The sequence below is a fragment of the Streptosporangium sp. LJ11 genome (genome assembly GCF_051918945.1).
In the GTDB taxonomy this organism is placed as follows: domain Bacteria; phylum Actinomycetota; class Actinomycetes; order Streptosporangiales; family Streptosporangiaceae; genus Streptosporangium.
In genome coordinates, this window is the sequence record NZ_JBPXMB010000024.1 from 59,141 (window position 1) to 85,196 (window position 26,056).

The window sequence follows — 26,056 nt, forward strand, 5'->3', positions numbered from 1 at the left end:
CCTTTCCTTCTTCCGCGCGTTCAGCGCGACGTTTCCCGTGGCCCCCCATGGTCTCCCGTGGTCTTCGTTCCACGGTCTTCGCGTTTCCTGTGGCCGCCACGTTCCGCGTGACACCCACGTGCTCTCCCGGTGCCGGTCGTCGACGACCGTCGCCGATCCAGCGCCACCCGCGAACCGGCACCGGCCGGTCGTCCGGCGCGCCTTCCCTCCTTTCCCGCACCACTTTCCCGCACCACGGTCGCGGTCGCCCCGTGGTGATGTCGTCATGCCCGCGAACAGCCCGCGGGACCATCGATCCTGGAGAAGAAAACAGAGAATGCCGATCGAATTCAACCAGCAGGTCATCGAGGAGTTCCGCGCCAACGGCGGGAAGGTCGGTGGTCCCTTCGAGGGAGCCCGGTTGCTCCTGCTGACCACCGTCGGGGCGCGATCCGGCGCCCGGCACACGACCCCGCTCGGCTACCTTCCCGACGGCGGCGAGCGGGTCCTGGTCATCGCCTCGGCCGGTGGCGCGCCGAACCACCCCGCCTGGTTCCACAACCTGGTGGCCGACCCTCTCGTCACGGTCGAGGACGGCCTCTTCACCTACGAGGCACGAGCCGTCGTCCTGGAGGGCGCCGAACGCGACCGCCTCTTCGCCCGCGCGGCCGAGGCCGACCCCGGGTGGGCCGACTACCAGGCCAGGACGACGCGCGTCATCCCCGTGGTCGCCCTTCAGGGGGTCGACAGCGGGCCGCCGAAAGCGTCGTCGGCGGGCGAGACTCTCAAGCTGGTCCACGACATGTTCCGGCGGGAGCTCTCCCTGATCCGCAAGGAGGTCACCGAGTCGGGTGCCGGCCTGGGCGCCCAGCTGCGGGTGAACTGCCTCACCCTCTGCCAGGGGCTGCACAACCACCACACCGGCGAGGACATCGCGATGTTCCCCTTCCTCGCCGGACACCACCCCGAACTCGCCCCGACCCTGGAGCGGCTGGGCCGGGAACACGAGAGGATCGCGGTCCTCATCGAGGAGTTGCGGGAGATCCTCTCCACCGAGGGCGCGGACCCCCCGCTCGTGCTCGCCGAGGTCGAGCGGCTCACCGACGAGCTCGAAAGGCACCTGACCTACGAGGAGGAGCAGTTGCTCCCGGTCCTCGGCACGTAGGCCCCGCCGCCCGCGTACCGGCCACCGCCACCGGTACGCGGGTCACCTGCCGACGGGACTGGCCCGCACGTGCATTCGCTCGCCCTGCAGCCCGAACAGGCCGAGGAGCTCGACCGGCTCAGGACCTGCGGCGGCCCACCCGTGCGGGGTGCGGGTGTCGAACTCGGCCACCTCGCCGGCGCTGAGGACGAGGTCGTGCTCGCCCAGGAGCAGCCGCAACCGGCCGGACAGGGTGTAGAGCCACCCGTAGCCCTCGTGCGCCCGCTGTTCCAGCGGCGCGTTCCCGTGCGGCCTGCCCGGGATTATCTGCTTGTAGGAGCGCAGGCCGCCGAGATGGCGGGCGAGCGGCACGAAGGTCATGCCGTGCCGGGTGAAGGAACGCATGTGCACGCGGGGGTCACCGGTCGCCGGCGCGCCGACCAGCTCGTCCAGCTGCACGCCGTACGCCTTCGCCAGGGGCAGCAGGAGCTCCAGGGTCGGTTTGCGCTGCCCGCCCTCCAGGCGCGAGAGGGTGCTGAGCGAGATCCCGGTCGTCTCGCTCAGCTGGGCGAGGGTGGTGCCGCGGGCGCGGCGTAGCGCCCGCAGCCGCGGGCCCACGGCGGTCAGCACGCTCGCGAAGGTGTCGTCTGCCATGCCTCTATTTGCTGTTCCGGCAAGGAATTTTGTCAACTTCCGGGATGGGGGCGGACTATTTGCGGTGAACGGAGGTATCACACATGACCGAACGAACGGAACAGACGGTGACCGCCCCCTCGAACGGGGAACGGCGCTACGAGGTGGTGGTCGTCGGCGGTGGCGCCGCCGGATTGAGCGGGGCGCTGACCCTGGCACGGGCACGGCGCTCGGTGCTGGTGATCGACGCGGGCCGGCCGCGCAACGCCCCGGCGGCCCACGTGCGTTCCTACCTGACGCGCGACGGCGTGCCCCCCGCGGAACTGCTGGCCACGGGACGCGCGGAGGTGACCGGCTACGGCGGCGAGGTCGTGAAGGGCGACGTCGTGGCGGCCGAGCGGCTGGAAGGCGGGGACTTCCGCGTCGTCCTCGAAGACGGGTCCTCGGTCGTGGCGGACCGGCTGCTGGTGACCACCGGCCTGGTCGACGAGCTGCCCCGGGTGCCGGGGCTCGCGGAACGATGGGGGCTCGACGTCCTGCACTGCCCGTACTGCCACGGCTGGGAGGTGCGCGACCAGGCGATCGGCGTCCTGGCCACCGGATCGTTCGCGGTCCACCAGGCCCTGCTGTGGCGGCAGTGGAGCGAGGACGTCACCCTCTTCCTGCACACCGCGCCCGAATTCGGCGCCGAGGAGCACGAGCGGCTCGCCGCCCGCGGCATCGCCGTGGTGGAGGGACGGGTGGCGGCGCTGGAGGTGACGGACGACCGGCTCACCGGCGTACGCCTGGCCGACGGCCGGGTGATCTCCCGCCAGGCCGTCGTGGTGACCCCGCGCTTCACCGCCCGCTCCGGCCTCCTCACCGGCCTGGGTCTCGAGACGACCGACCAGGAGATGGGCGGGCACGTGGTCGGCAGCCACATCGCGGCCGACCCTTCCGGGGCGACGGCACTGCCGGGGGTGTGGGTGGCCGGAAACGTCGCCGCCCTGACCGAGCAGGTCATCGGCGCCGCCGCCGCGGGCGTGCGCGCCGGCGCGGCGATCAACGCCGACCTGATCGCCGAGGAGACCCGCCGGGCCGTGGCCGCCCGCCGCGCCGCCGACCGGCACGGGCACACGCGGGAGGGCACCCCCACGAAGGACGACGCCATCCCGGAGGAGGAGTTCTGGGACCTTCGCTACGGTGAGAGCGACCGGATCTGGAGCGGGAACCCCAACGTCATCCTGGTCCGTGAGATCACCGGCGTGGAGCCGGGCAGCGCCCTGGACCTGGGATGCGGCGAGGGAGCCGACGCGATCTGGCTCGCACAGCGGGGATGGCGCGTCACCGCCACCGACATCTCCGGCGTCGCCCTGGAGCGCGCCGCCCGGCACGCCGCGGCGGCGGACGTCGCCGGCCTCGTCGACTGGCAACGGCACGATCTGGGATCCTCCTTCCCCGACGGCGTCTTCGATCTCGTCTCCGCCCATTTCCTGCACTCCCCCGGCGACATGCCGCGAGAGAAGATCCTGCGGACCGCCGCCTCGGCGGTCGCGCCCGGCGGGACGCTCCTCGTCGTCGGGCACGCGGGGTTCCCCGCCTGGGAGCACAATCCCCATCCCGACGTGCACCTGCCCACCCCGGAGGAGGTCCTGGAAAGCCTGGAACTCCCGGACGGGGAGTGGGAGGTACTGCTCTGCGAGGAACACGACCGGATCCAGAACGACCCCGACGGGCGGCCCACCACCCGCAGGGACAACGTCCTCAAGGTCCGGCGGATGAAAGGCTGAACGGCCGGGCCCGCCGGGCCGGGTTCCGTACAGTGAGTACGAGCCCCCGGAACCCACCTAGATCGTGACTTGTGACGGCACGCGGAATTCTCCAGGGAAATCTTGCGCGAGGATGTCGAGAAGGCGGCCGCGGCTCCGACACCTCGGTGACCGGCCGAACCGAGACCGGCAAGCACCGAGGAGACACGAGCATGCGGCCCATGAAGACGAGCACCCTGAAGGTGCCCGGCGCGACCCTTCACCACGAGATCCGCGGCTCGGGCCCGACTCTTCTGCTGATCTGCGGCGGGGTCTACGACGCCGCCGGATACGCCGAGCTGGCCCGGCGGCTCGCCGACCGCTACACGGTGGTGACCTACGACCGGCGCGGCAACTCGCGCAGCCCCCTGGACGGGCCGCCGGAGCCGCAGAGCATCGAGACGCACGCCGACGACGCGCACCGCGTGCTGGTGGAGGCGGGCGTCACCGCCGACGATCCCGCGTACGTCTTCGGCAACAGCTCCGGGGCGATCATCGGCCTGGAGCTGGCCGCCCGCCACCCCGAGCAGGTGCGCATCCTGGTCGCCCACGAGCCGCCGCTCTTCGAGCTGCTGCCCGACCGCGACCGCTGGCGCGGCGTCATCCGGGACGTGGAGGACGCGTTCGCCAAGGAGGGCGCCGGGGCCGCCATGCAGGCCCTCTCCGCCGCGTTCGCGGCGAGCGACGGCGAGCGGGCGGAGGATGCGCGGGTGGAGAGCGAGCGGGCGGAGGGTGACCCGGCGGCCGAGGGGCCGGAACGCATCCCGGGAGGCGCGCAGGCACCGCAGGGGGCACCGGACCCGGAAACGATGGAGATGCTGGCGCGGCTGGAGAGGAACGCGGAGTTCTTCATCGGCTACGAGGTGCCGCCGTTCTCCCGGTACACCCTCGACGGCGCGGCGCTCAGGGCGTCCTCGGTGCGCGTCGTGGCCGCGGTGGGCGAGAAGGCGGAGGGCGAGCCGCCGTACCGGGCCGCCGCCGCCGTGGCCGGCCTGCTCGGCACGCGGCCCGCGGCGTTCCCCGGCGACCACGGGGGCTTCGGCTCCGAGCCCGAGGCGTTCGCCGCCAGGCTCCACCAGGTGCTCTCGACCACCTGAGAAGTCCCGCGCGGCGGTCGCGTCGCCGTCGTGCCCGGCCCTTCGACGGCGACGACCGGCCCGCACGGCAGGACGCCTGGCGCGACGGCACGGCCGGCACCGGCAGGCACAGCCGATGCGGCCGATCGTGGCAGTTCGGCCACTCGATCGCGGCTGATATCGGCCGAACAGCCGATGCACTGGATTCCGCCGCCGGGAAATCCTCGGGAAGCGCGCCGGACGGCGCGCTCACACCCCCGGCCCATCCCTGGAGGATCCGTTGACATCGCCCGTCACGACGCGCGTTCTGGTCTGCTGTGCGATCACCACGCTGATCGGCGGCCTGACCGCCTGTTCGGTGAACGCCGGGAACGCGCCCCCCGAGGAGAAGACCTTCGCCTTCAGCGGCAGGACGCTGAACGTGAAGTCGCACGAGATCCCGACGGACCTGGTCGCCGCCGACCGCGAGGACGTCAAGGTCACCCGCTGGTTCGACGCCAGGGCGGGCAGCTCGAAAACGCTCCGGTGGGATCTCAGGGGCGGCGTCCTCGATCTGGAGGCGGGCTGCACCGGGCTCGCGCTCTGCGACGCCCGGTTCAGGGTGGAGGTGCCGCGCGGAGTCAAGGTGCTGCGCGACGGTCGCAAAACGGATCTTCGAGGGAGTGGTTGACGGCGTCCGCCCGCGCGAGCCCGAGGTGACGTCGCACGGTTCTCCCCGCCCCCGGGACCGGGCGTCTTCCGGACCTTCGCTTCCGGACCTCCGTGGAAGAAGGTCACGCGAAGATCGCCTGAGCGAGGGCGAGACCGAGGAACACCGCCCCCAGACCGGCGACGACGGAGGCGACGACGTTGGTCACCGCGAAGAGGATCGCGCCGCTCTCGGCCAGCCGCAGCGTCTCGTAGGAGAACGTCGAGTACGTGGTCAGCGCCCCGCAGAACCCGGTGCCGAGCAGCAGCTGCACGCCGGTGCCCACCGCGCCGGACAGCGCCGCCCCGGTCAGGACGCCCAGGACCAGCGAGCCGGCCACGTTGACGGTGAAGGTCCCCCAGGGGAAGACCGTGTCGTGGCGGGCCTGCACGGCCCGGTCGGTCAGATAGCGCAGCGGTGCCCCGACGGCACCGCCGAGCAGCACCGGAAGCCAGTTCTGCGGCCCGCTCACGCCGGCCGCCCGCCCCGGTGGCGAACGACCTCGACCTCGTCCAGGATGGCCAGCCCCTCGGTGAGGAGGTCGTCCAGCTGTGGCAGGAAGGCGCGGATCCGCTCCTCGGTGTCGACGATCGTGATGGCCACCGGCAGTTCGTCGGCCATCGACAACAGCCGGCTGGTGTGCACGATCGAGGTGGTGCCGAAGCCCTCGAGGCCGTGGAAGACCGACGCCCCGGCCAGCCCGGCGGCGTGGGCACGGTGCACGATCTCGGTGTACAGGGGTCGGTGGTGCCAGGTGTCGGTGTCGTCGACGAAGATCGTCAACCGCAGCGCCCGTCCGGCTGGAATCATCGCGCTCTCCTCCTCGCGCTCCTCGTTCTCGCTGTCCTGGTCGTCCTCGTCGTCCTCGTCGTCCTCGTCGTCCTCGCCAGGAGCCGGCGGGTGGTCCACGTGCCGGCCACCACCGCGGCCAGCGCCGCCAGGACCGTCGCCGCCAGGTAACCGAACGCCAGACCGGGCCGGCCGGCGGAGACCAGGCGCTCGATGTCCAGGCAGTAGGTGGAGAAGGTGGTGAAACCCCCCAGCACGCCGGTGGCCAGGAACGGGCGTACCCAGGTCGGCGCGGCCCACGCCTCGGTGAGCACGACCAGGAGAACACCGATGAGCAGGCAACCGGCCGCGTTCACCGCCAGCGTGGTCCACGGGAAGGAGCCGGCCGCGGCCGGCCACAGCAGGATGGCGCCGTAGCGTGCCCCCGTACCGATCGCGCCACCGGCGGCGATCACCGCCAGGACCACGCGATGGGAGCGACGCGACGCGCCGCGCGCACCGGCCGGACCGGGTGGATCCGCGTCGGGGTCGATGGGCTCGATCGCCACCGTGAACCTCGCCTGGTTCGTACGCATGCCTCTCCCCACACGTGGTGGGTGCCCGGAACGGCTGGGCGGGCACGACCTGTCACGGGTAGGGACCGTTGGCGGCAGCGGGTGCCGCGGTCGAGTGCGGCGGGCCCCACCGCCGCAAGGACCCCGGCATCGGCGGGACCCTCGCCACCCAGCCTAGCGCGGCCGCTTCACGACCACCTGTGCGGCCACTCTCCGGAACCCGTGACCGCGGGAAACGTGGCGGACGCGCGGTTCCGGGAAACGCGCCTCGATGGAGCCTGTCTCCGATCATGAGCCCGTCCCACGCTCCCGGCGGCCGCGTGACGGCGGCGATCGTGTCCGATGTCAGCCGCCCGTCCCGGCGTCGCCGGCGGTCACCCGGTTGCCGAACTCGAAGGAGCGGGCGTGGACGCGCCGGCCGATGGGCTCGCCGTCGCCGAGCAGGGCGAGCGCCTCCTCGTCACCGCCGGCGGTCGTCGCCAGGAAGCGGCGGCCGTCGGCGTCGAGCCGCCCGATCACGATGCCGACGCGGGTGCCGTCACGCCGGTGCCTGACGGTGTAGGTCTCGATCGTGCCCCGGCCGTCGGCCCGGACGGCCTGCCGGACGGCGGGCCAGACGTCGATCTCGGCCTGCAGCGCGGCGCTGCGGTCCTGGCGCCACCCGGCGGGGGTGGTCGAGTAGACGCCGACCGAGTACTTGCTCAGCATCCCGCCGTTGGCCCCCACCATGCCGTACGAGCCGGGCCTGGCGCGGAGCCGCTGGACGATCTCGGCTATCGCGTGCGCCGAGTAGTTGTTGCCTGCTCCGCCGAAGAAGGGCAGGCCGCCGGTGACCGTCAGCCCGCGCGGGTCGTCGGCGGCCAGGCCGAGGCCGTCGCAGATGTTGGAGACGGCGATCGGGAAGCAGCTGTACAGGTCGATGGCGTGCAGGTCCTCCGCCCCGATGCCGGCCAGGTCCAGGGCGTGTCCGGCGGCCATGACGGAGGCCGGCCCCGCACCGAGGTCCGCACGGTCCATCAGGTCGCGCTCGCGCAGATCGGCGTGGCCGTGCAGGAAGACCCGTCTCTCCTCGGGGACGCCGAGACGCCGGGCGTCGGCCACGGACATCAGCAGGACGGCCGCCCCCTGGTTGACCTTCTCGCGCGCGACGAGGTAGCGGGTGTAGGGCTCGGCGATGAGCCGGTTGCCCTCGGTCGGGGTGACCAGTTCCTCGGGGCCGCGCTCGACGGGGGCGGCGGCGTGCGGGTTGGCGGCGGCGACCTTGGTGAAGGGGGCGAACAGCGCCCCCATCCCGGCCGCGTACTCCTGCCTCGTCTGCCCGAGGCGGGCCCGGCGCGCGTTGTCGAGCAGCGCGTACTGGCTCGGCGCGCCCGCCAGCCCGTGCGCGGCCAGGAACGGGGAGACCATGCCCTCGAGCCCGTAGCCCCGGTCCTCCAGATCACCTTCGGCCGTCTCCGCGAAATCGGGCCTGTCCTCGGCCCCTGCCAGGTGCCGCACCGTCGAGATGGCCTCGGACCCGACGACGAGGGCCACCCGCGAGGATCCCGCCGCGATCGTCGCGGCGAGCTCGTTGACCAGGTGCTGGGGCGCCTGCCCGCCCGCCACCTCCAGGATCGCCCGGCCGGGGTCCGCTCCCACCCGGGCGGCGACGGAGCGGGGGTAGTTGGTTGACCTGCCCAGCGGCGCCGGGACGCCGGGCGCGGAGATCTCGAACTGGCGCACCCCCGCCACGGTGTCGACGGCGGCGGCGACCCGTGCGGGGTCCGCGCCGGTGTCGGCGAGAGCCTCGCGGACCGCGGCCGCCGCGAGCTCGACGGGCGACAGCCGCCGGTAGCCGGGCTCGCCGATCCGCTCGGACGACTGCCCGACGCCCACGAGCACCGGCGTGCGGGGGTCGAGGCCCTCGAAGGTCATCTTCACGCTCCAGCGGATTCGGGAATGGGGTCCGTCACCGCCCCGGACGGATGATCGTCCTGGTCACCCGCGAAAACCGATGTGAACAGGCGAGATTTATAGATAAATATCGTCCTTAAACAGGATGGAGCGTATCCCCGCGTTCCGAGGCCGGGCAAACACCGGAACAGCCCCCGCGGCCGGCGTTCACCCCCCTCCCGAAGCGGCCCGCCGTCCGCGTGAACATCTCGCCCAGGCCCGCCATCCGCACGCGAAGTTCCTCGGCGGTCACCGTACTCGACATACGGCCAGGCCACTCGACCACGAAATGGTGTTGCGGTACCGGGCGGGACGGCGCCAGACATGGAACAACTGTCCGATATATGACCATATGACCGAAAAGTAAAGAAAATACGTGTTTCAGTAACAATATAGTAATAACAAGTGCTTTACAGCGCCTGTCCAGAGGTGATCGTATTCGTCCCGATCGCCAACTACGGAGGCAATGTGAGGCTCCCTACCCCCTGGAGCACTGCGGCATCGTTCGCCGCAGCCCTGGTCGCTGTCATGGTCACCCCGGTGGTGGCCTACAGCGCCGCTTCACCCCCCACGGTGACACCGGCCCCGGCCGGCGGCGCGCGACCCGCGCCCGTCACGGTAACGCTGATCACCGGCGACAAGGTGAAGGTGACACGGAGATCCGACGGCCCCCCCTTGGTGGACGTCGTACGCGCACCGGGCGCCACCGGCTCGGTGCGCGTCGCCACCGAACGCGGGCACACTTACGTGTATCCCGACGAGGCCGTCGCCTACGTCGCGACCGGCCGGCTCGACAGGCAACTCTTCGACGTGACCCAGCTCATAGACCTGGGCTACGACGACGCGCGCAGCAGTGAACTCCCTTTGATCGTCACCCACACGAAAGACTCGGCTGCCCTCAGGGCCGACCGCCCGCCGCTGCCGGGAGCCGAGACCACTCTGAGCCTTCCCTCCGTACGCGGCGCGGCGGTCCGCGCCCGCCGGGCGGAGGCCACGACCTTCTGGTCGGCCCTCACCGGCGCCGGGCAGCCGCCTTCGGCCCGGGCCGAAGGCACGCCGAAGGCCGCGGTGACGCCCCGGTTCACCGCCGGCATCGACAAGGTGTGGCTTGACGGCAAGGCGAAGGCGACCCTCGCCGACACCACGGCACAGATCGGCGCCCCCGCGGCCTGGGCCGCGGGGGGCACGGGCGCCGGGGTCCGGGTCGCCGTCCTGGACAGCGGGGTCGACCCCACCCATCCGGACCTGGCGGACCGCGTCGTGGCCTCCCAGAGCTTCGTCCCCGGCGAGGAGGTCGTCGACCGGAACGGGCACGGCACCCACACCGCCTCCACCCTGTCCGGCACGGGCGCCGCGTCCGGCGGCAAGGAGCGGGGCGTCGCCCCCGGCGCCGACCTGGTGGTGGGCAAGGTCCTCGACGACACCAACTCCGGGCCGATATCCGGCATCATCGCGGGCATGGAGTGGGCGGCGCGCACCCAGCGCGCCAAGGTGATCAGCATGAGCCTGGGGGTCGGCGTCTGGCACACCCAGGACGATCCGCTGAGCCAGGCCGTGAACCTGCTGAGCGCCGAGACGGGCGCGCTCTTCGTCATCGCCGCGGGCAACAGCGGGCAGAGTCCCTACAGCGTCAGCGCGCCCGGAACGGCGGACGCCGCGCTCACCGTCGGCGCGGTGGACGCCTCCGACCATCTCGCCGGCTTCTCCAGCGCCGGCCCGCGCACGGGCGACGACGGGCTCAAGCCCGACCTGACAGCTCCCGGCGTGGACGTACTGGCGGCGCGCTCGCAGTACATGAACGGAGGCGAGGGCTACTACCGCGTGGAGAGCGGTACCTCCATGGCGACGCCGCACGTCGCCGGGGCGGCGGTGCTGCTGGCCCAGAAGCACCCGGAGTGGACCGGGCGGCAGATCAAGGACGCTCTGATGAGCACCAGCGTGCCGACCCCCGACTACACCCCCTACCAGGCCGGCACCGGCCGGCTGGACGTGGCCGCCGCCTACCTGCGGGACCAGATCGTCGCGACCGGATCGGTGGACGCGGGACTCGTCCCGTGGTCGCCCGGTACGCAGCGGCAGCCGATCAAGCGGGAGATCACCTACACCAACACCACGGGCAGCCCCCTCACCCTGGAGCTCACCGTCGCCCCCGGCGGTTCCCCCGCGCGGGCGTTCACGCTCGCCGCCGACCACGTCACGGTGCCCGCCCGCGGGACCTCGACGGTCGGCGTCACGGTGGACCCGGACGGGCTCGCGGCGGGTCAGTACGCCGCCCAGGTCAGGGCCCGGCACGCATCCGGTGACGTGCACACGGCCGTGGGCGTCGCCGTCGAATCCGAGAAGTACGACCTCACCGTGCGCCTGAAGGACCGCGCCGGCCGGCTCGTGAACGGCGATGTCGAGATCAGGGGCGCCGACGGGACCAGCGCCTTCATGTGGGTCCAGGACGGGACGCTCACCAGCCGCTTCGCCCCCGGCTCCTACACGGTCCTGTCCTTCCCGGACGTGACAGGTCTGCACGGACCGAACTCCCTCGGTCTCGCGGTGCTGGCCGCTCCCGAGGTCGACCTGACGACCGATCGGGAGGTGGTGCTCGACGCCTCGCGGGCACGCCAGGTGAAGGTGGCGACATCCCGGCCGAGCGCCGTGGTCGACAGCCGGCTCGACATCTACCGCTCCTTCACCTCGAAGGAGCCCACGCCCCAAGATTGGGGCGCCCTGCGAGAGACGATCATGCCGTCCGCCACGTATGACAGCCTGTGGGCCCTCCCCACGCAGGAGAAGGTGAAGCAGGGCAGCTTCGTCCTCACCACCAGGATCCGCGCCGAGCAGACCCCGCTGCGGATCACCTACCCCGGCCACCACCTCGACGGCACCCTCGTCCAGCCCGGTTCCCGTCCGCTGCCGGACGGCACCTCACGGCTGGACGCCGTCTTCGCCGGCACCGGCTCACCGGCCGACTACGCCGGCCTGTCCGCCCGCGGCAAGGCCGTGGTCATCCGCGGCGGCGCCGTGGCCCCGGCGGATCAGGCAGCGGCGGCGCACGCCGCCGGCGCGGCGCTGCTCCTGGTGGTCAACGACGGCGCCGGCCGCGGGAGCGACTGGTACGGCGCCCCCGACGCCGTCTCGACCGGCCCGCTCCCGGTCGCCTCGCTGACCATGGACGAGGGGAAGGCGCTGATCGACGAGCTCGCCGCGGGCAGGCCCGGGGTCCGGCTGACGGTCGAGGCCCACCCCGCGCCGAAGTACCTGTACGACCTGGTCGACTACCACATCGGGCAGGTGCCCGAGGACCCCTCCGCCAAGACGGGTCCGCGTGACCTCGCCCGGATCGATCTCGACTTCACCCCGCCGCCGGGGAATCAGGTCACCGAGTCGCGGGTGGACTACCCGCCCTACGAGTACTACTCTGCCTTTCCCTTCGCCCTGAAGCCGGTCGCGCCGGGGCGGCGTACCGACTGGGTCTCCGCCGGGGACGGGGTCAAATGGCAGCAGAACACCGTTCTGGACGGCTGGGGAACGTCGAAGACCGACATTCTGTCCTACCGGCCGGGCAGCGTCCAGCAGGACCGCTGGTACGGCCCCATCTACCGGCCACGCATGATCGGCAGCGACATCCCGTACCGCGGCGAGAACGGGCTCAGCGCCTACATCCAGGGGTTCGGCGACGCGGGAGCCGCGCACAGCGGCGGGTCCGGCCAGTCGCAGAGGGCCACGATGTACCAGGGCGACAGGCAACTGGTCCGGGTCGAAGGCTGGCCCAGGCTCAACGTCGGTGAGCTGGCACCGCAGCAGCTGCCGTACCGGCTGGTGGTCGAGACCGAGAACGACGGCAGGATCAACCCCTACTCCACCGCCACCCGGACCGAGTGGCGCTTCACCTCCGGCGCCCCCGAGGAGGGGGTGCGGGCCGTCCCCCTGGTCCAGCTTGACTACGGGACGGACCTGGACGCCGCAGGCCGGGCGAAGCGCAGAACGGACCTCTCCATCACACCGGTGGTACTCGGCGGCGACCCCGCCCGGGACACGGTCTCCACGGTCGAGCTCGAGGTCTCCTACGACGACGGCGCCGGCTGGCGGCGGCAGAGCCTGAAGGAGAGGAAGGGCACCTGGCGGGCGTCCCTGGACGCACCGCACCGAGCCGAACACGTATCCATCCGCGTCACCGCCGAGCAGCGCAACGGCGGTGGCGTCACCCAGACCATCACCCGCGCCTTCGGTCTCGAGTAGTCCCGGCCGCAGGATGGGGCGCCGCCGGCAACCGACCGGCGGCGCCCGGGTCATGAAGGATCCCGGGGACCGGTCGCGCCGTATCACGAGTGGAACCGGTCCCCGTTCGGTACGAACGGCATCAGCCGAAGGCGGCGGCGTTCTCCCGTACCCACTCGGCGAAGGTCCTGGCCGGTTTCCCGGTGACCTTCTCCACGGTGGGGAGCACGGTGTAGCCCGCCTCGGGCGGGTTGGTCCGCATGGTCAGGAAGAACTCGACGTCCTCGTCGGAGTAGCCGGTCCGGCGCCACTCCGCGACGACCTCGTCCCCGGTGAGCTCGATGTAGCGCACCTCACGGCCGAGGACGTCGCCGATCACGCGTACCTTCTCCGGCGGGGTCAGCGCCTGCGGACCGGTCAGCCAGTACTCCTGACCCGCGTGGCCGTCGGCGGTCAGCGCGGTCGCGGCGACCGCGGCGATGTCCGCCTCGTGGATCATGGCGCTCCTGGCGCCGGCGAACGCCTCGCGGACGACGCCCTCGTCCCGCACGGACTCCGCCCACTCCAGGGTGTTGGACATGAACTCCACCGGCGCCAGGTGGGTCCACTCCAGGCCGCCGGCCTCGACGGCCTCCTCCAGCGGGCTCTTCGTCACGTCCCCCTTGAGCACCGTCACCTTGCGTACGCCGCCCTTCCTCGCCAGGTCCACGATCTCGGCGCCGTTGGTCAGCGGCGCGAAGTCCTCCCCGCTGAAGCCGATCAGGTGCGCGGCGTCGACACCGGAGAAGGCCCCGGGCAGGGTCGCGGTGTCGGCCAGGTCGCCCGCCACCACCTCGGCGCCCGCGGGGAGGTTCGCCTTCGCCGGGTTCCGGGTGAGGGCGCGGACCCGGTGTCCCGCGGCCAGCAGCTGCTCGACGAGGGGGCGGCCGACGGTGCCGGTGGCGCCGGTCACGAGAACGGTCATCGGATTTTCTGTGGTCATGGCGCAGACGTTAGGAGCATTCGCGGTCAACTCCTGTCCGCGATAGATGGAAAAATCACCTTATGTTGGGAACTTCGGCTCGGCTGCTCCGCCTGCTGGCGCTGTTGCAGGCCCACCGGGACTGGTCGGGCGCGGAGCTGGCCGGGCGGCTGGGGGTGAGCCCGCGGACCGTGCGCCGCGACGTCGACAAGTTGCGGCTCCTGGGGTATCCGATCAACGCGACCGGTGGCGTCGGCGGCGGCTACCAGCTGGCCGCGGGCGCCTCGCTGCCCCCGCTGCTGCTCGACGACGAGGAGGCGGTCGCGGTGGCGGTCGGGCTGCGGACGGCGACCGCGGGCGCGGTCACCGGCATCGCCGAGACCTCCGTACGGGCGCTGGCCAAGCTGGACCAGGTGCTGCCCCCGCGGCTGCGCTACCGGGTCAGCACGCTGAGCTCGGCCATGGTGACCATGCCGATGCCGGGCCCCACCGTCGATCCCTCGACGCTGACCGCGATCGCCTCGGCGGTGCGCGACCACCGGCGGCTGCGGTTCGACTACGTCTCCCACGACGGTTCGGAGAGCGTGCGGGACGTGGAGCCCTACCGCCTGGTCAACGGCGGGCGGCGATGGTACCTCTTCGCCTGGGACGCCGAGAGGTCGGACTGGCGCAGGTTCCGCGTCGACAGGTTGTCCCCGCGCGTCCCCACCGGCCCCCGCTTCGCTCCGAGGCCGCTTCCCGCCGACGACCTGGCCGGGTACTTCGCCAGGGGCATGACCACGGACCGCCACCGCTACCGGGCCGTGCTCACCATGCACGGCTCGGCCAGGGCGGTGGCCGAGGAGGTTCCCCCCACCATCGGCGTGGTGGAACCCGTGGACGACGACACCTGCGTCCTGCGCATCGGCTCCGACAGCCTCGACCATCTCGCGGTCTGGGTGGCCGCGTTCGGCTTCGAGTTCGAGGTCCACGAGCCGCCCGAGCTGGTGGAGCATCTGCGGACGCTGACCGCCCGCCTGCACCGGGCCGCGTGGCGGGACTCGTCCGGGACGCCCGCGTAACTACTGTTTGTAAACTTTCCTATTGACAAGCCTCCTGCCCCCCGTGTTTGATCCGATTTAATTTAAGAGCTGAAGTTATCGGGGCGCTCCTTCGAGCCGATGGAAAGGATCCCGGGTCCGTCACCTCGCGTACGGGCCGGCGGTGCCCGGCGCCAGGGCGCACGCACCGCGGCACAGGAAGAGAACACCACAGAGAAGAGCCACCGTGACCTCGCAGCACCCCCCACCGCCGCTCCCGGGCGCGGTCGCCGCGCCGGCACCCGCCACCACCGGTTCCGCCGGGGCACCGCCCCGGCGAGCCCGTATCTCACCCGCGTCACGGCGGGACTCCAGGAGGACCGGATGAGGCACATCCTCATGGCGCTCGCCGTGGTCGCGGCGTTCCTGGTCGTGCTGCCCGGCACGGCGCAGGCCGCCCCGCCGGCCGGGCTCACCACCGTGATCAGCCGCAACAGCGGCAAGTGCGTGGACGCGCGGGCCGCCGCGACCGCCAACGGCACCGTCGTCCAGCAGTACGCGTGCAACGGCACGACCGCCCAGCTCTGGCGGTTCCAGCCGACCAGCGGCGGGTTCCACCGGGTCAACAACGGCAACAACGACGCCCAGGCGTGGGACGTCACGAACGTCTCCACCGCCGACAGCGCCCCCGTCCAGCTCTGGTCGTACTCCGGCGGCAACAACCAGCAGTGGCAGGCCGTGGAGGAACCCGGCGGCTTCTACCACTTCGTCAACCGGCACAGCGGCAAGTGCCTCGACGTGCCGGGCGCCTCGACAGGGGACAGCGTGCAGCTCCAGCAGTACACGTGCAACGGCACGACCGCCCAGTCCTTCAGCCTGGGCAGTCCGCCGCCGACCGGGAACAACCCCGACCTCGGCCCGAACGTGAGCATCTTCGACCCGTCGACGCCCACCGCGACCATCCAGGCCAGGCTGAACTCGGTCTTCAGCCAGCAGCAGACCAACCAGTTCGGCGGCAACCGCTTCGCCCTGCTGTTCAAGCCCGGCTCGTACTCGGTGGACGCCAACATCGGCTTCTACACGCAGATCGCCGGCCTCGGCCTGTCCCCCGACAACGTCACCATCAACGGCGCCGTGCACGCCGAGGCCGACTGGTTCCAGGGCAACGCGACCCACAACTTCTGGCGCGGCGCCGAGAACCTGTCGGTCACCCCGCCCTCGGGCACCGACCGCTGGGCGGTCTCGCAGGCCGCCTCGTACCGGCGGATGCACCTGCGCGGCAACCTGCAGCTCGACGACGGCGGCTGGTCGAGCGGCGGCTTCATCGCCGACTCGAAGATCGACGGCCAGGTCAGGTCGGGCTCGCAGCAGCAGTGGCTGTCGCGCAACGCCGAGTGGGGCGGTTGGACCGGTTCCAACTGGAACATGGTGTTCGTGGGCGTCGACAACCCGCCCGCGGGCAACTTCCCGGACCCGCCGTACACCAGGGTGGCGACCACGCCGGTCGTGCGGGAGAAGCCGTTCCTGTACGTCGACCAGGCCGGCGCCTACCAGGTGTTCGTGCCGGCGCTGCGGACGAACTCCGTCGGCACCACGTGGACCGGCGGCAACCCGGCGGGCACCTCGATCCCGATCGATCAGTTCTTCGTCGTCAAGCCCGGCCACACCGCGGCGGACATCAACGCGGCGCTCGCGCAGGGGCTGAACCTGCTGTTCACCCCCGCCGTCTACCACCTCAACGACACGATCAGGGTGACCCGGGCCAACACCGTCGTGCTCGGCCTGGGCCTGGCCACGCTGATCCCCGACAACGGCGTGACCGCGATGACCGTCGCCGACGTGGACGGCGTCAAGGTGGCCGGGCTGCTCATCGACGCGGGCACGACCAACTCAGCCATGCTGATGCAGGTCGGCCCCGCGGGATCGTCGGCGAGCCACGCCGCCAACCCGACGTCGCTGCACGACGTGTACTTCCGGGTCGGCGGCGCGGCCGTCGGCAAGGCCACCCAGAGCCTCGTCGTCAACAGTGACAACGTGATCGGCGACCACCTGTGGATCTGGCGCGGCGACCACGGCAGCGGCATCGGATGGAACAGCAACACCGCGGCCAACGGGCTGACCGTCAACGGTGACGACGTCACGATGTACGGCCTGTTCGTCGAGCACTACCAGCAGCACCAGACCGTCTGGAACGGCAACGGCGGCCGGACGTACTTCTACCAGAACGAGATGCCCTACGACCCGCCCAACCAGGCCGCCTGGATGAACGGGAGCACGCAGGGCTACGCCGCGTACAAGGTGGCCGACTCGGTCACCACGCACGAGGCGTGGGGTCTGGGCAGCTACTGCTACTTCAACGTCAACCCGGGCGTCGTGGCGGCCCGCGCGTTCGAGGTGCCGAACACGCCGGGCGTCCGTTTCCACAACATGGTGACGGTGTCACTCGGCGGCGTCGGCACGATCCGCAACATCATCAACACGACGGGCGGCCCGTCCAACTCCGGCACCAACGAGGCCAACCTGGTCAACTACCCCTGACCGGATCTCCTGCCGCGTTCCGGGACCGCTTCGAGGTCCCGGAACGCGGTGTCCGGTCCCGCGGGGAGATGGCCCCAGGACCCGACCGGTCACTCAATGTCATTAAATGTCACGACTCGTCACGGACCGCCGCGAGGTGCGCGAGGCACAGGTCGGGCTCGGCGAACGGTTCGAGCCGGTCCACGGTCACCGGGGAGCCGAGTGCCGTCATCGTCCCCCGCATGAGCCCGAGGTGCAGCGGGCAGATGACCTTGCCCTGGGTCTCGACGAGATCGAGGAACGGGCAGTGCCGCAACCCGATCTGCTCGCCGTCACCCGCTGATCGCTCCTCGGGGGCGAACCCGATGTCGTCGAGCAGGCTCACCAGCTCGCGCACCGCCTCCTCCCGCGTGGGATCGGCCGCCGGAGCCGGCCGGCCCGCCGCCAGGGCGACCCCCCACGCCCGTCCGGCCTCGATCGCCCTGGCGGCGGGTTCCGGGCCGGAGGCCAGGCTGCCCGCCAGGATCTCGGCCAGCACGCGATAGTTGCGCGGCCCGGCGAGATCCATCCCCGGCCGCGCCCGGAACACCAGCGGCGGCCGGCCGGGACCGGCCGGCGCCGCGTGAACCCGCTCGATCCGGCCGGTGTCGGCCAGGGCGTCGAGATGGAACCGCACCGTGTTGGGATGGACGTCGAGCCGCTCGGCGATCTCGACCACGCCCAGCGGCGCCTCGGACTCGCGAAGCATCGCCAGGATGAGCCGCCGGCGGCCGGCCGGCGGCGGCGTGGGCTGTTCGGCGGCCCGCGCGGACGCCGCACCGCCCGTGACGTCATCGGTCCCGCGCGGCTTCCCTGGCTCGGCCATGGCCGGCTCACCTCCCCTGCGGCAGTGCCGCGACGCGTTCGTCCGGGTGGACGCGAAGACTCCGGCCGCCATCGTAGACGCGGCCGGCCGGGCACTCCCGCGCGAACACCCGGTCCCGGGGGCCCGCGCGAGGGAGCCCTATCTCACACTCCCCGAGGTTGAGTTTACACAAAAAGTACTTGTATAAATAGAGGCGACGAGAGGGAAACCGCGTCTGACCAGGAGCTGGGCGCATCCGCCCACACCCACTTGAAGATCATCTAGTAGTTGGAGGACCTGTGCTTTCCCCAGATTCGGCCGTGATCGTCCGTGCCACCCTGCCGGCGGTCGGGGGCGCCATCCAGGACATCTCCGCGCGCTTCTACAAGATGATGTTCACCGACCACCCCGAGCTGCTGCGCGAACTGTTCAATCGCGGCAACCAGGCCAACGGCGAGCAGCAGAGCGCGCTCGCCGGGTCGATCGCCGCCTTCGCCACCATCCTGGTGCAGCGCCCCGACGACCGGCCGGACGCGATGCTCGCCAGGATCGCCAACAAGCACGCCTCGCTCGGCATCGCCCCCGAGCAGTACGAGGTGGTCCACAAATACCTCTTCGCCGCCATCGCCGAGGTGCTCGGCGACGCCGCCACCCCCGAGGTGGTGGCGGCCTGGGACGAGGTCTACTGGCTGATGGCGAACGCGCTCATCGCCCTGGAGGCGGCTCTCTACCGCGACTCCGCGGCGGAGGGCTGGCTGCCGGCCACGGTGCTCGAACGGCGGCGCGAGACCCCGGACTCGGTCTCCTTCACCCTGCGGCCGCGGATCCCCCTGTCCTTCAAGCCCGGCCAGTACGTCAGCGTCGCGGTCACCCTGCCCGACGGCGCGCGGCAGATCCGGCAGTACAGCCTGTCGTGCGCCCCCGAGCGGGACGACTGGCGGATCACCGTCAAACGGGTACGCGGCGGCGACACCCCCGAGGGAGAGGTGTCCAACTGGCTGCACGCCAACGTCCGGGCCGGGGACGTGCTGACGGTCTCGGCGCCGTTCGGCGACCTGACCCTGCCCACCGACGGCCCCCCGCTGCTGCTGGCCTCGGCGGGGATCGGCGCCACCCCCATCCTGTCGATGGTCGAGCACCTCGCGGCGAACGGCTCCACCCGCCAGGTCACCGTCGTCCACGCCGACCGCAGCCCCGCCGACCACGCCCACCGGGAGGAGCTCGGGCAGCTGGTCGCCGCCCTGCCGGGCGCCACCCTGCACCGGTGGTACGAGGAGGTGGGCGACTGCTCCTGCCGGCCGGCGCCGAACGTCGGCCAGGTCGACCTGAGCGGGATCGACCTTCCCGACCCCGTGGTCGCCTACCTGTGCGGGCCGCTGCCGTTCATGCGCGGCGTGCGCACCGAGCTGCTCCGGCGCGGGGTGCCCGCCTCCGACATCCACTACGAGGTGTTCGGGCCCGACCTCTGGCTCGGCCAGAACTGATCGGAGGCCTCGGCTCGCCGGGCGCGGTGTCCGGACCGGTTTCCTCCCGCACATGACGAACGAGCCCCTCCCCGGGCGGGGAGGGGCTCGTCGACGATCAACGGTTACCGCGCGCCGGGGCCGTAGTAGCCGCCCAGCTTGTCGCGGTAGTCGGGCTCCCTGTAGGTCGCCTCGTCGAACTCCGGCGCGTCCTTGATCTCCTGCTTGGTGCGCGAGACATAGATCTTGCGCTCCTGCGGATCAATCTGGTGTACGGTGCCGGCCGGCAGTACGACCTTCTTGCCGAAAATCCAGAATCCGGTGTCGACGACGATGTAGCTTTCACCCACCGCGTTGCTCTCCTCGTCCACCGAACCGATCTTGCCGTCGGTGGCCTCCACGTCGAACCCCACGAGATCCAGCGTCTGCTCGCCACTGTAGGCCTCGGGGCGGTAGCTCCACACGTTCTCCGTCATGGCGTTTCTCCTCGTCAGCGAAGGTAGGACACCTGCCTCCTACCCGTCGCCTCCGGGCTAAACGGGCCGCGGGGGAAGGGCGGCCGTCCCGGGGAGGGCCCTCGGCGGTCGCGTCGCGCCTCCCGCCGAGGTCGGAGGCCGGACCGCTACCGCCGACGATCACCGTAATCATTTCCCGGCGAAGTACTCCGCCACGATCCGGGTGTGCAGCGGGAACGCCAGCTCTCGCGGCCCGTCGATCAGCAGCCACTCCGTCGTCTCGGCCGTCGGCACGACCGGCGGGAGGTCCGCCTCTCCGGTCCGCGGCCCCAGGGCGAAGACCAGCACGGTGCCGTCGGGAGCGCTGAGCACGTCGAGGAGCCGCACGCCGTCCGCGTCGACGACGACGCCCGTCTCCTCGCGAAGCTCCCGTACGGCCGCCTGCTGCCAGGACTCGCCCATGTCGACGAAGCCGCCGGGCAGGGCGAGCCCGCCCCGGTGCGGTTCGACGTCACGACGGACCACCAGCAGGCGGTCGTCCACCGGCAGCACCATCACCGCGACCGGCAGCGGGTTGAGGTAGGAGGTGTTCTCACAACCGGAGCAGGTACGCGGCCAGGACTGGCCGGGGGCGAAGGCTTCGCCGCAGAAGGAGCAGTGCGAGTTCCTGATCATCACGATCGCGAGACTAGACCAGGACGATGCGTTACCTCATGCTTTCACCGCTCCTGCCGGGAATCGGGGTCAAGGCCCGGCCCGGCGCGGCGTCCCCTTCGCGCAGGGGGCAGACTTTCCCGCGTGAAGCGAATCCTCATCATCGGTATCGGCGCGGGAAACCCCGACCACCTCACCCTTCAGGCGGTCAAGGCCATCGCCGCGGCCGACGTGTTCTTCATCCTCGACAAGGGGGAGGTCAAGCACGACCTCGTCCAGCTCCGGCAGGACCTCGTCGACGCGCACGCCCGCGCTCCGTACCGGCTGGTCGAGGCCCGCGACCCCGACCGGGACCGGACCACCCCCGCGTACGCGGGCGCGGTGGAGGAATGGCGATCGCGCCGGGCCGACATCTACGAGCGGCTCGTCCGCGACGAACTCGGCGACGACGAGACCGGCGCGTTCCTCGTCTGGGGCGACCCCTCCCTCTACGACAGCACGCTGGCCATCGTCGAGGAGGTCCTCGATCGGGGCACGGTCCGGTTCGAGTACGACGTCGTGCCCGGTATCAGCAGCGTGTCCGCGCTGGCCGCCCGGCACCGCACCAGCCTGACCCAGGTCGCACGGCCCCTGCACGTCACCACGGGCCGCCGCCTGTCCGAGGAGGGGCCCGGCGGGTCCGACGACATCGTCGTCATGCTCGACGCCCGCCACGCCTTCACCTCCCTGCCCGACCCCACCGGCTTCGAGATCTACTGGGGCGCCTACCTCGGCACCCCCGACGAGATCCTGGTGGCCGGGCCGGTCGCGGAGGTCGCCGACCGGATCCGCGACGTCCGCGCCGAGGCCCGGGAACGCAAGGGCTGGATCATGGACACCTACCTGCTGAGGCGGGTTCCTCGCGCGGAGCGCCCCGGGCCTCCCTCCTGAGCCGGAGTTCCCGGCGTGCCGGGTTCTCGCGGGAACCGGCCGCCGTCGGAGGCCACCGTCGGAGGCCGCCGTCGGAGGCCGCCGCTCTCACGGGTGCCCCTCGGGGCGGTGGCACACCTCTGCTCCCGGCACTCCCGGCTCGCCGTGAACGTGTTCGCACCGGGCATCGGCTCGGGTAGTGTTGCCCTCCAGCAATGGACGTGATCGAGGAGGTGAGACCCATTACCGCTGTGTCAGGTCGGGTGCTCCCGTCTCACGGCCGCGTGGTCCTTCCGACCTAGGTGGCCGAGGGAGCCCCAGCGGCATCCCGAAAGGCTCCAATGTCGGCTTCACCGTCATCTCTCTCCCAACCCGTCATCGTCACCAGGCTGCGGGCCGCCGGCTGTGTCTTCGCCGAGGACGAGGCACGATTGATCATCTCCACGGCGCGGACGCCGTCCGACCTCGCCGCCATGCTGGACCGGCGGATCGCCGGTCTGCCCCTCGAACACGTTCTCGGCTGGGCGGAGTTCTGCGGGCTGCGGATAGCGGTGGACACCGGGGTCTTCGTTCCCCGCCGCCGTACCGAGTTCCTCGTCCATCAGGCCGTCGCCCTCGCCCGCCGGGCCGCCCCCTCCACTCCCCTCGGCCCCGAAGAGCTCACCGTCCCCGCCGGTCAGGTCCCCGACCGGCCACGGATCGTCGTCGATCTGTGCTGCGGTTCCGGCGCGGTGGGCGCCGCGCTTGTCGCGGCCCTGGGCCGGGTGGAGTTGCACTCCGTCGACATCGACCCCGCCGCGGTGCGCTGTGCCCGGCGCAACATCGACGCCGCCGACGGCCTGGTGTACGAGGGTGACCTCTACGGGCCGCTGCCCGCCACGCTGCGGGGCCGCGTCGACATCCTGACCGCCAACGCGCCCTACGTGCCCACCGGGGCGATCGGGCTGCTGCCCCCGGAGGCCCGCGAGCACGAACCGCGGGTGGCGCTCGACGGTGGCGCGGACGGGCTCGAGATCCAGCGGCGGGTGATCGCGGCGGCGGCACTGTGGCTGGCACCGGGCGGCCACCTGCTGATCGAGACGAGCGAGCGCCAGGCGCCCGAGACCGCGGCGGCCTTCGCCCGCAACGGGTTGATCCCGCGGGTGGTCGAGTCCGGCGAGCTGGACGCCACCGTCGTCGTCGGCACCATGCCCGCCCTCTGTCCGCCCGGTCCGGCCCGCGATCAGGGGATGGGCGGGTTCGGGTAGGGTTCACTGGTGAAATCGCTGTTCACAGCCATTTTTACCGGCTGTGGACAGCGCGGCCGCCCGGCACAGGAGGTCCCGCGCATTGTCCGAGAGACGCGAACACGCAGCCGCCTCCCCCGCGGGGGAGCGCGCCGATCTGCGCGCCGACTGCGAGAGCTGCTTCGCGCTGTGCTGTGTCGTGCCCGCCTTCTCGGCCTCGTCGGACTTCGCGATCGACAAGAAGGCCGGGCAGGCCTGCCCCAACCTGCGGACGGACTTCCGCTGCGGCATTCACACGCGCCTCAGGGACAGGGGCTTCCGGGGCTGCACCGTCTACGACTGCTTCGGCGCCGGGCAGAAGGTCTCCCAGGTCACCTTCGGCGGGCAGGACTGGCGGCAGGCGCCGCGGACCGCCGCGCGGATGTTCGAGGTGTTCCCCATCATGCGGGATCTCCACGAGCTGCTCCGGTACCTGACCGAGGCGCTGACACTGCCGCAGGCCCTCCCCATCCACGGTGAGCTCGGCCTCGCCCTGGAGGAGACCGAACGCCTCACCCGCGACACCCCCGACGCTCTCGTACGGCTGGACGTGGCGGCGCACCGGCAAAAGGTCAACGCCCTGCTGCTGCGTACGAGCGAGCTCGTCCGCGCCGGAGCCGGGCGCGGGAGGAAGGACCGCAGGGGCGCCGACCTCATCGGGGCCAAGCTGAGAGGCGCCGACCTGCGGGGTGCCAACCTGAGGGGGGCCTATCTCATCGGGGCCGACCTCAGGGGCGCCGACCTGAGGACGGCCGACCTCATCGGAGCCGACCTCAGGGGCGCCGACCTCTCGGGCGCCGACCTCACCGGGAGCATCTTCCTGATCCAGTCCCAGCTGGACGCGGCGAAGGGTGACGCCAGGACCACGCTGCCGCCGTCACTCACCCGCCCGGCTCACTGGTAGTCCCCGCACGCACCTCACCCGGCGGCGGCCGGCCGTCACTCACCCGGCCGGCTCACCGGTGACCGCCGTCGCTCCCCCGACCGTCCCGCCGGCGGCGCGCCGGCCGCCGGTTCCGGGGAACCACCAGTTGCGGTCGCCGAGCAGTTCCATCGCCGACGGCACCAGGACCAGGCGGACCACGGTGGCGTCGATGAGCACGGCGGCCGCCAGGCCGACGCCCAGGATCCGGAGCGGCCTGTCGTCGAACGTGCCGAACGCGGCGAACACGCAGAACATGATCGCGGCAGCCGCAGTGATCACGCGTGCCGTCGCCGCCAGCCCTTCGGTGACCGCGCGGCTGTTGTCACGGGTGCGGGCGTACTCCTCCTGGATCCTGGAGAGCAGGAACACCTCGTAGTCCATGGTCAGCCCGAACGTGATCACGAACAGCATCATCGGCACCCACGCGTCGATCGGCCCGCCGGTGCCCAGGCCGAGCACGTCCCACTGGAAGATCGCGACGACCGCGCCGTAGGAGGCGCCGATCGACAGCAGGTTCACCGCGATGGCCTTCACCGGCACGACCAGGCTGCGGAAGACCGGCACCAGCAGCGCGAACGAGGCGAGCAGCACCGCGCCGACCATCCAGGGCAGCCGGTCGAAGGAGTGCTCGGCGAAGTCGACGCCCGCCGCCGTGGCGCCGGTGACCAGGACGGGGGCGGGCAACCCGGCGCGCAGCGCGTGGACCAGGACGGTGGTGGCCTCCTCCTGCGGGCCCGTCTCCGGTACGACCAGGGCGGTCCGCTCGTCCAGCACGGTCACCCCGGCCACGCCGGGCGTGCTCGCGGCCTGGGCGACCGCCCGGCCCAGGGGCTCGGCGGAGACCAGTACGAGCGGGCCCGCCGCACCGGGACCGAAGCCGTCGGCGAGCAGTTCGTGGGCGCGGCGGGTGGTGTCGGAGACCGGCCGGTTGCCCGCGTCCGACCAGCCGAAGCGCAGGCTCGCCGCGGGTAGCGCGAGCCCGAGGAGCAGCCCGAGCGCGAGGGCACCGGCCACGAGGGGGCGGCGCTGCACGGCCCTGCTCCACCGGCGGGCCAGCGGGCCGGTCGTCCCGCCGCGGTGCGGCAGGGAGAGCCGGTCGACGCGGGTGCCGAGAAGGCCCAGCAGCGCGGGCAGCAGGGTGAGGGCGGTGAGCATCACCATGAGCACGCCGCACCCGGCGGCCAGCGCGATGCCGCCGCCCAGCGAGGGGCCGAGGAACAGGATGCCCGCGCCGGTGATGATCACCGTGATGCCGGCGAACAGCACGGACCGGCCCGCGGTGGTCATCGCCCGCACCACGGCGTCCTCGACGGTACGGCACTCCCCCAGCGAGGCGCGGAAGCGGGTGACGACGAGCAGCGCGTAGTCGATGCCCACGCCGAGGCCGAGCATGACGGTCACGTACACGGCGAATCCCGGCGTGGGGACGACGTTCCCCAGCAGCGAGAGCAGGGAGACGGCGCAGACCACCCCGGTCACGCCCATCAGCAGCGGCAGCGCCGTCGCGATCAGCGACCTGAACGCGAGGAGCAGGATCACCGCGGCGGCCAGCAACCCGATGCCCTCGGTGAGACCGCCGGGGGTGAAGTCGGCGAAGTCGTCACCGGACAGCTCGGCGGTGAGGACGGGGGCGCCGGGAGTCGCGGGGGCGGCGGGGGCGGCGGGGGCGGGGGCGGCGGGGGCACGGAAGGCGTCACGCAGTTCCTTGAGCTTCGCGGCGCTCTCCTGGCCGGTGTGACGAATCGGGACGGTCGCGACGGTGCCGTCCGCGGAGACCTGCTCGTAGGGGGCTTCCCGCGACGGCCGGGACCGCGAGCCCTCAGCCGGTGGGACGGCGACCGTCACGCCGGGGACGGTGTTCATACGGGCGATCAGGCCGTCCACCGCCCGCCGTACCTCGGGGGCGCGCACGCCCGCCGGCGCGGACACCACGAGCCTGCCCTGGGGCTCGGCGGGGCGGTCGCCGAGCAGGTCGGCGGCCCGCCGGCTCTCCGAGCCGGGCAGTGCGAAGTCCTCCGTCGTGGCGCCGGGCGCGCGGGCGGCGCCCACGACGAGGACGGCGGCCAGGGCCAGCCAGGCGAGCAGCACCAGCCATCCGTGGCGGGCACAGAAACGGGCCGGGGAGTTGAGGAATGTCATGGTCCGACGCTAGGAACGGGCACCGCCCGCGGTCGTCCACCCTGCGCGGGCGACGCCCTGCCGCACCGGCGGTAGGGCCGGAACCCGGCGGGACCACCCATGGAAGCGGGCCGT

At 72.0% G+C, this 26,056-nt stretch carries 21 protein-coding genes; 11 read left to right on the forward strand and 10 right to left on the reverse strand.

Annotated elements, in window-relative coordinates:
• Positions 1–316: 316 nt before the first annotated feature.
• Positions 317–1,144: a nitroreductase/quinone reductase family protein gene (locus tag ACTOQ3_RS31385; RefSeq protein ID WP_440087048.1), complete on the forward strand. Its 828-nt coding sequence runs from the start codon at positions 317–319 to the stop codon at positions 1,142–1,144.
• A 42-nt stretch (positions 1,145–1,186) separates the two neighbouring features.
• Here the strand turns inward: ACTOQ3_RS31385 and ACTOQ3_RS31390 are convergent, their stop codons facing one another.
• Positions 1,187–1,777 (reverse strand): helix-turn-helix domain-containing protein, encoded by a 591-nt coding sequence (locus tag ACTOQ3_RS31390; protein WP_440087049.1) that lies wholly within the window; start codon positions 1,775–1,777, stop codon positions 1,187–1,189.
• Positions 1,778–1,860: 83 nt separating this feature from the next.
• Here ACTOQ3_RS31390 and ACTOQ3_RS31395 point away from each other — a divergent pair, with 83 nt between their 5' ends.
• The 3 genes from ACTOQ3_RS31395 (at position 1,861) to ACTOQ3_RS31405 (ending at position 5,289) form a co-directional block, all read left to right on the forward strand.
• A complete protein-coding gene (locus ACTOQ3_RS31395; RefSeq protein ID WP_440087051.1) occupies positions 1,861–3,525 on the forward strand; it encodes an FAD-dependent oxidoreductase in 1,665 nt (554 codons plus the stop codon).
• Between the two features lie 200 nt (positions 3,526–3,725).
• Positions 3,726–4,640: an alpha/beta fold hydrolase gene (locus tag ACTOQ3_RS31400; RefSeq protein WP_440087052.1), complete on the forward strand. Its 915-nt coding sequence runs from the start codon at positions 3,726–3,728 to the stop codon at positions 4,638–4,640.
• 259 nt (positions 4,641–4,899) lie between these two features.
• On the forward strand, positions 4,900–5,289 hold the full coding sequence (locus tag ACTOQ3_RS31405; protein WP_440087053.1) for a hypothetical protein: 390 nt from the start codon (positions 4,900–4,902) through the stop codon (positions 5,287–5,289).
• Between the two features lie 103 nt (positions 5,290–5,392).
• On the opposite strand, the gene crcB is transcribed toward ACTOQ3_RS31405, so the two are convergent.
• The 4 genes from crcB to ACTOQ3_RS31425 all read right to left on the reverse strand — a co-directional run bounded on the left by crcB (position 5,393) and on the right by ACTOQ3_RS31425 (position 8,564).
• A complete protein-coding gene (crcB, locus tag ACTOQ3_RS31410) occupies positions 5,393–5,779 on the reverse strand; it encodes a fluoride efflux transporter CrcB (RefSeq protein WP_440087054.1) in 387 nt (128 codons plus the stop codon).
• Positions 5,776–6,117: a DUF190 domain-containing protein gene (locus ACTOQ3_RS31415; RefSeq protein ID WP_440072199.1), complete on the reverse strand. Its 342-nt coding sequence runs from the start codon at positions 6,115–6,117 to the stop codon at positions 5,776–5,778. The genes crcB and ACTOQ3_RS31415 overlap by 4 nt, the downstream gene beginning before the upstream one ends.
• The gene (locus tag ACTOQ3_RS31420) at positions 6,114–6,671 is read right to left on the reverse strand and encodes a fluoride efflux transporter FluC (protein ID WP_440087055.1); all 558 of its coding nucleotides are present in this window, start codon (positions 6,669–6,671) and stop codon (positions 6,114–6,116) included. The genes ACTOQ3_RS31415 and ACTOQ3_RS31420 overlap by 4 nt, the downstream gene beginning before the upstream one ends.
• A gap of 324 nt (positions 6,672–6,995) precedes the next feature.
• Positions 6,996–8,564, reverse strand: a complete 1,569-nt coding sequence (locus ACTOQ3_RS31425) for an acetyl-CoA acetyltransferase (RefSeq protein WP_440087056.1) — start codon at positions 8,562–8,564, stop codon at positions 6,996–6,998.
• Between the two features lie 486 nt (positions 8,565–9,050).
• Here ACTOQ3_RS31425 and ACTOQ3_RS31430 point away from each other — a divergent pair, with 486 nt between their 5' ends.
• Complete coding sequence (locus ACTOQ3_RS31430) at positions 9,051–12,812, forward strand: S8 family serine peptidase (protein WP_440087057.1); 3,762 nt, start codon at positions 9,051–9,053, stop codon at positions 12,810–12,812.
• Positions 12,813–12,933: 121 nt separating this feature from the next.
• Here the strand turns inward: ACTOQ3_RS31430 and ACTOQ3_RS31435 are convergent, their stop codons facing one another.
• Positions 12,934–13,773, reverse strand: coding sequence for an SDR family oxidoreductase (locus tag ACTOQ3_RS31435; RefSeq protein WP_440087058.1), 840 nt, complete (start codon positions 13,771–13,773; stop codon positions 12,934–12,936).
• A 62-nt stretch (positions 13,774–13,835) separates the two neighbouring features.
• Between ACTOQ3_RS31435 and ACTOQ3_RS31440 the strand changes: the two genes are divergently transcribed.
• Complete coding sequence (locus tag ACTOQ3_RS31440; RefSeq protein ID WP_440087059.1) at positions 13,836–14,813, forward strand: helix-turn-helix transcriptional regulator; 978 nt, start codon at positions 13,836–13,838, stop codon at positions 14,811–14,813.
• 342 nt (positions 14,814–15,155) lie between these two features.
• Positions 15,156–17,309, forward strand: a complete 2,154-nt coding sequence (locus tag ACTOQ3_RS31445; RefSeq protein WP_440087061.1) for an RICIN domain-containing protein — start codon at positions 15,156–15,158, stop codon at positions 17,307–17,309.
• 109 nt (positions 17,310–17,418) lie between these two features.
• Here ACTOQ3_RS31445 and ACTOQ3_RS31450 read toward each other — a convergent pair whose 3' ends face one another.
• A complete protein-coding gene (locus ACTOQ3_RS31450) occupies positions 17,419–18,153 on the reverse strand; it encodes a helix-turn-helix transcriptional regulator (protein ID WP_440087062.1) in 735 nt (244 codons plus the stop codon).
• A 278-nt stretch (positions 18,154–18,431) separates the two neighbouring features.
• Here ACTOQ3_RS31450 and ACTOQ3_RS31455 point away from each other — a divergent pair, with 278 nt between their 5' ends.
• Positions 18,432–19,616, forward strand: a complete 1,185-nt coding sequence (locus ACTOQ3_RS31455; protein ID WP_440072190.1) for a globin domain-containing protein — start codon at positions 18,432–18,434, stop codon at positions 19,614–19,616.
• Positions 19,617–19,720: 104 nt separating this feature from the next.
• Here the strand turns inward: ACTOQ3_RS31455 and ACTOQ3_RS31460 are convergent, their stop codons facing one another.
• Positions 19,721–20,071: a PRC-barrel domain-containing protein gene (locus tag ACTOQ3_RS31460; RefSeq protein WP_440087063.1), complete on the reverse strand. Its 351-nt coding sequence runs from the start codon at positions 20,069–20,071 to the stop codon at positions 19,721–19,723.
• Between the two features lie 168 nt (positions 20,072–20,239).
• Positions 20,240–20,725 (reverse strand): NUDIX domain-containing protein, encoded by a 486-nt coding sequence (locus ACTOQ3_RS31465; RefSeq protein WP_440087146.1) that lies wholly within the window; start codon positions 20,723–20,725, stop codon positions 20,240–20,242.
• A 123-nt stretch (positions 20,726–20,848) separates the two neighbouring features.
• Here ACTOQ3_RS31465 and cobF point away from each other — a divergent pair, with 123 nt between their 5' ends.
• The 3 genes from cobF to ACTOQ3_RS31480 all read left to right on the forward strand — a co-directional run bounded on the left by cobF (position 20,849) and on the right by ACTOQ3_RS31480 (position 23,782).
• On the forward strand, positions 20,849–21,634 hold the full coding sequence (gene cobF / locus ACTOQ3_RS31470; protein WP_440087064.1) for a precorrin-6A synthase (deacetylating): 786 nt from the start codon (positions 20,849–20,851) through the stop codon (positions 21,632–21,634).
• A 320-nt stretch (positions 21,635–21,954) separates the two neighbouring features.
• On the forward strand, positions 21,955–22,860 hold the full coding sequence (locus tag ACTOQ3_RS31475; protein WP_440087065.1) for a putative protein N(5)-glutamine methyltransferase: 906 nt from the start codon (positions 21,955–21,957) through the stop codon (positions 22,858–22,860).
• Positions 22,861–22,942: 82 nt separating this feature from the next.
• Positions 22,943–23,782 carry a pentapeptide repeat-containing protein gene (locus tag ACTOQ3_RS31480; protein WP_440087066.1) on the forward strand — a complete coding sequence of 280 codons (840 nt, stop codon included), beginning with the start codon at positions 22,943–22,945 and terminating at the stop codon, positions 23,780–23,782.
• Positions 23,783–23,821: 39 nt separating this feature from the next.
• Here the strand turns inward: ACTOQ3_RS31480 and ACTOQ3_RS31485 are convergent, their stop codons facing one another.
• A complete protein-coding gene (locus ACTOQ3_RS31485; RefSeq protein ID WP_440087067.1) occupies positions 23,822–25,942 on the reverse strand; it encodes an MMPL family transporter in 2,121 nt (706 codons plus the stop codon).
• Positions 25,943–26,056 lie beyond the last annotated feature (114 nt).

Excerpts from the sequence above, each read along its gene's own strand:
- ACTOQ3_RS31465 (WP_440087146.1), bottom strand. The coding sequence starts at position 20,725 with ATGATCAGGAACTCGCACTGCTCCTTCTGCGGCGAAGCCTTCGCCCCC.
- ACTOQ3_RS31460 (WP_440087063.1), bottom strand. The coding sequence starts at position 20,071 with ATGACGGAGAACGTGTGGAGCTACCGCCCCGAGGCCTACAGTGGCGAG.
- ACTOQ3_RS31385 (WP_440087048.1), top strand. The coding sequence starts at position 317 with ATGCCGATCGAATTCAACCAGCAGGTCATCGAGGAGTTCCGCGCCAAC.
- ACTOQ3_RS31390 (WP_440087049.1), bottom strand. The coding sequence starts at position 1,777 with ATGGCAGACGACACCTTCGCGAGCGTGCTGACCGCCGTGGGCCCGCGG.
- ACTOQ3_RS31475 (WP_440087065.1), top strand. The coding sequence starts at position 21,955 with ATGTCGGCTTCACCGTCATCTCTCTCCCAACCCGTCATCGTCACCAGG.
- ACTOQ3_RS31440 (WP_440087059.1), top strand. The coding sequence starts at position 13,836 with ATGTTGGGAACTTCGGCTCGGCTGCTCCGCCTGCTGGCGCTGTTGCAG.
- ACTOQ3_RS31485 (WP_440087067.1), bottom strand. The coding sequence starts at position 25,942 with ATGACATTCCTCAACTCCCCGGCCCGTTTCTGTGCCCGCCACGGATGG.
- ACTOQ3_RS31445 (WP_440087061.1), top strand. The coding sequence starts at position 15,156 with ATGAGGCACATCCTCATGGCGCTCGCCGTGGTCGCGGCGTTCCTGGTC.
- ACTOQ3_RS31435 (WP_440087058.1), bottom strand. The coding sequence starts at position 13,773 with ATGACCACAGAAAATCCGATGACCGTTCTCGTGACCGGCGCCACCGGC.
- ACTOQ3_RS31400 (WP_440087052.1), top strand. The coding sequence starts at position 3,726 with ATGAAGACGAGCACCCTGAAGGTGCCCGGCGCGACCCTTCACCACGAG.
- ACTOQ3_RS31450 (WP_440087062.1), bottom strand. The coding sequence starts at position 18,153 with ATGGCCGAGCCAGGGAAGCCGCGCGGGACCGATGACGTCACGGGCGGT.
- ACTOQ3_RS31425 (WP_440087056.1), bottom strand. The coding sequence starts at position 8,564 with ATGACCTTCGAGGGCCTCGACCCCCGCACGCCGGTGCTCGTGGGCGTC.
- ACTOQ3_RS31415 (WP_440072199.1), bottom strand. The coding sequence starts at position 6,117 with ATGATTCCAGCCGGACGGGCGCTGCGGTTGACGATCTTCGTCGACGAC.
- ACTOQ3_RS31395 (WP_440087051.1), top strand. The coding sequence starts at position 1,861 with ATGACCGAACGAACGGAACAGACGGTGACCGCCCCCTCGAACGGGGAA.
- ACTOQ3_RS31420 (WP_440087055.1), bottom strand. The coding sequence starts at position 6,671 with ATGCGTACGAACCAGGCGAGGTTCACGGTGGCGATCGAGCCCATCGAC.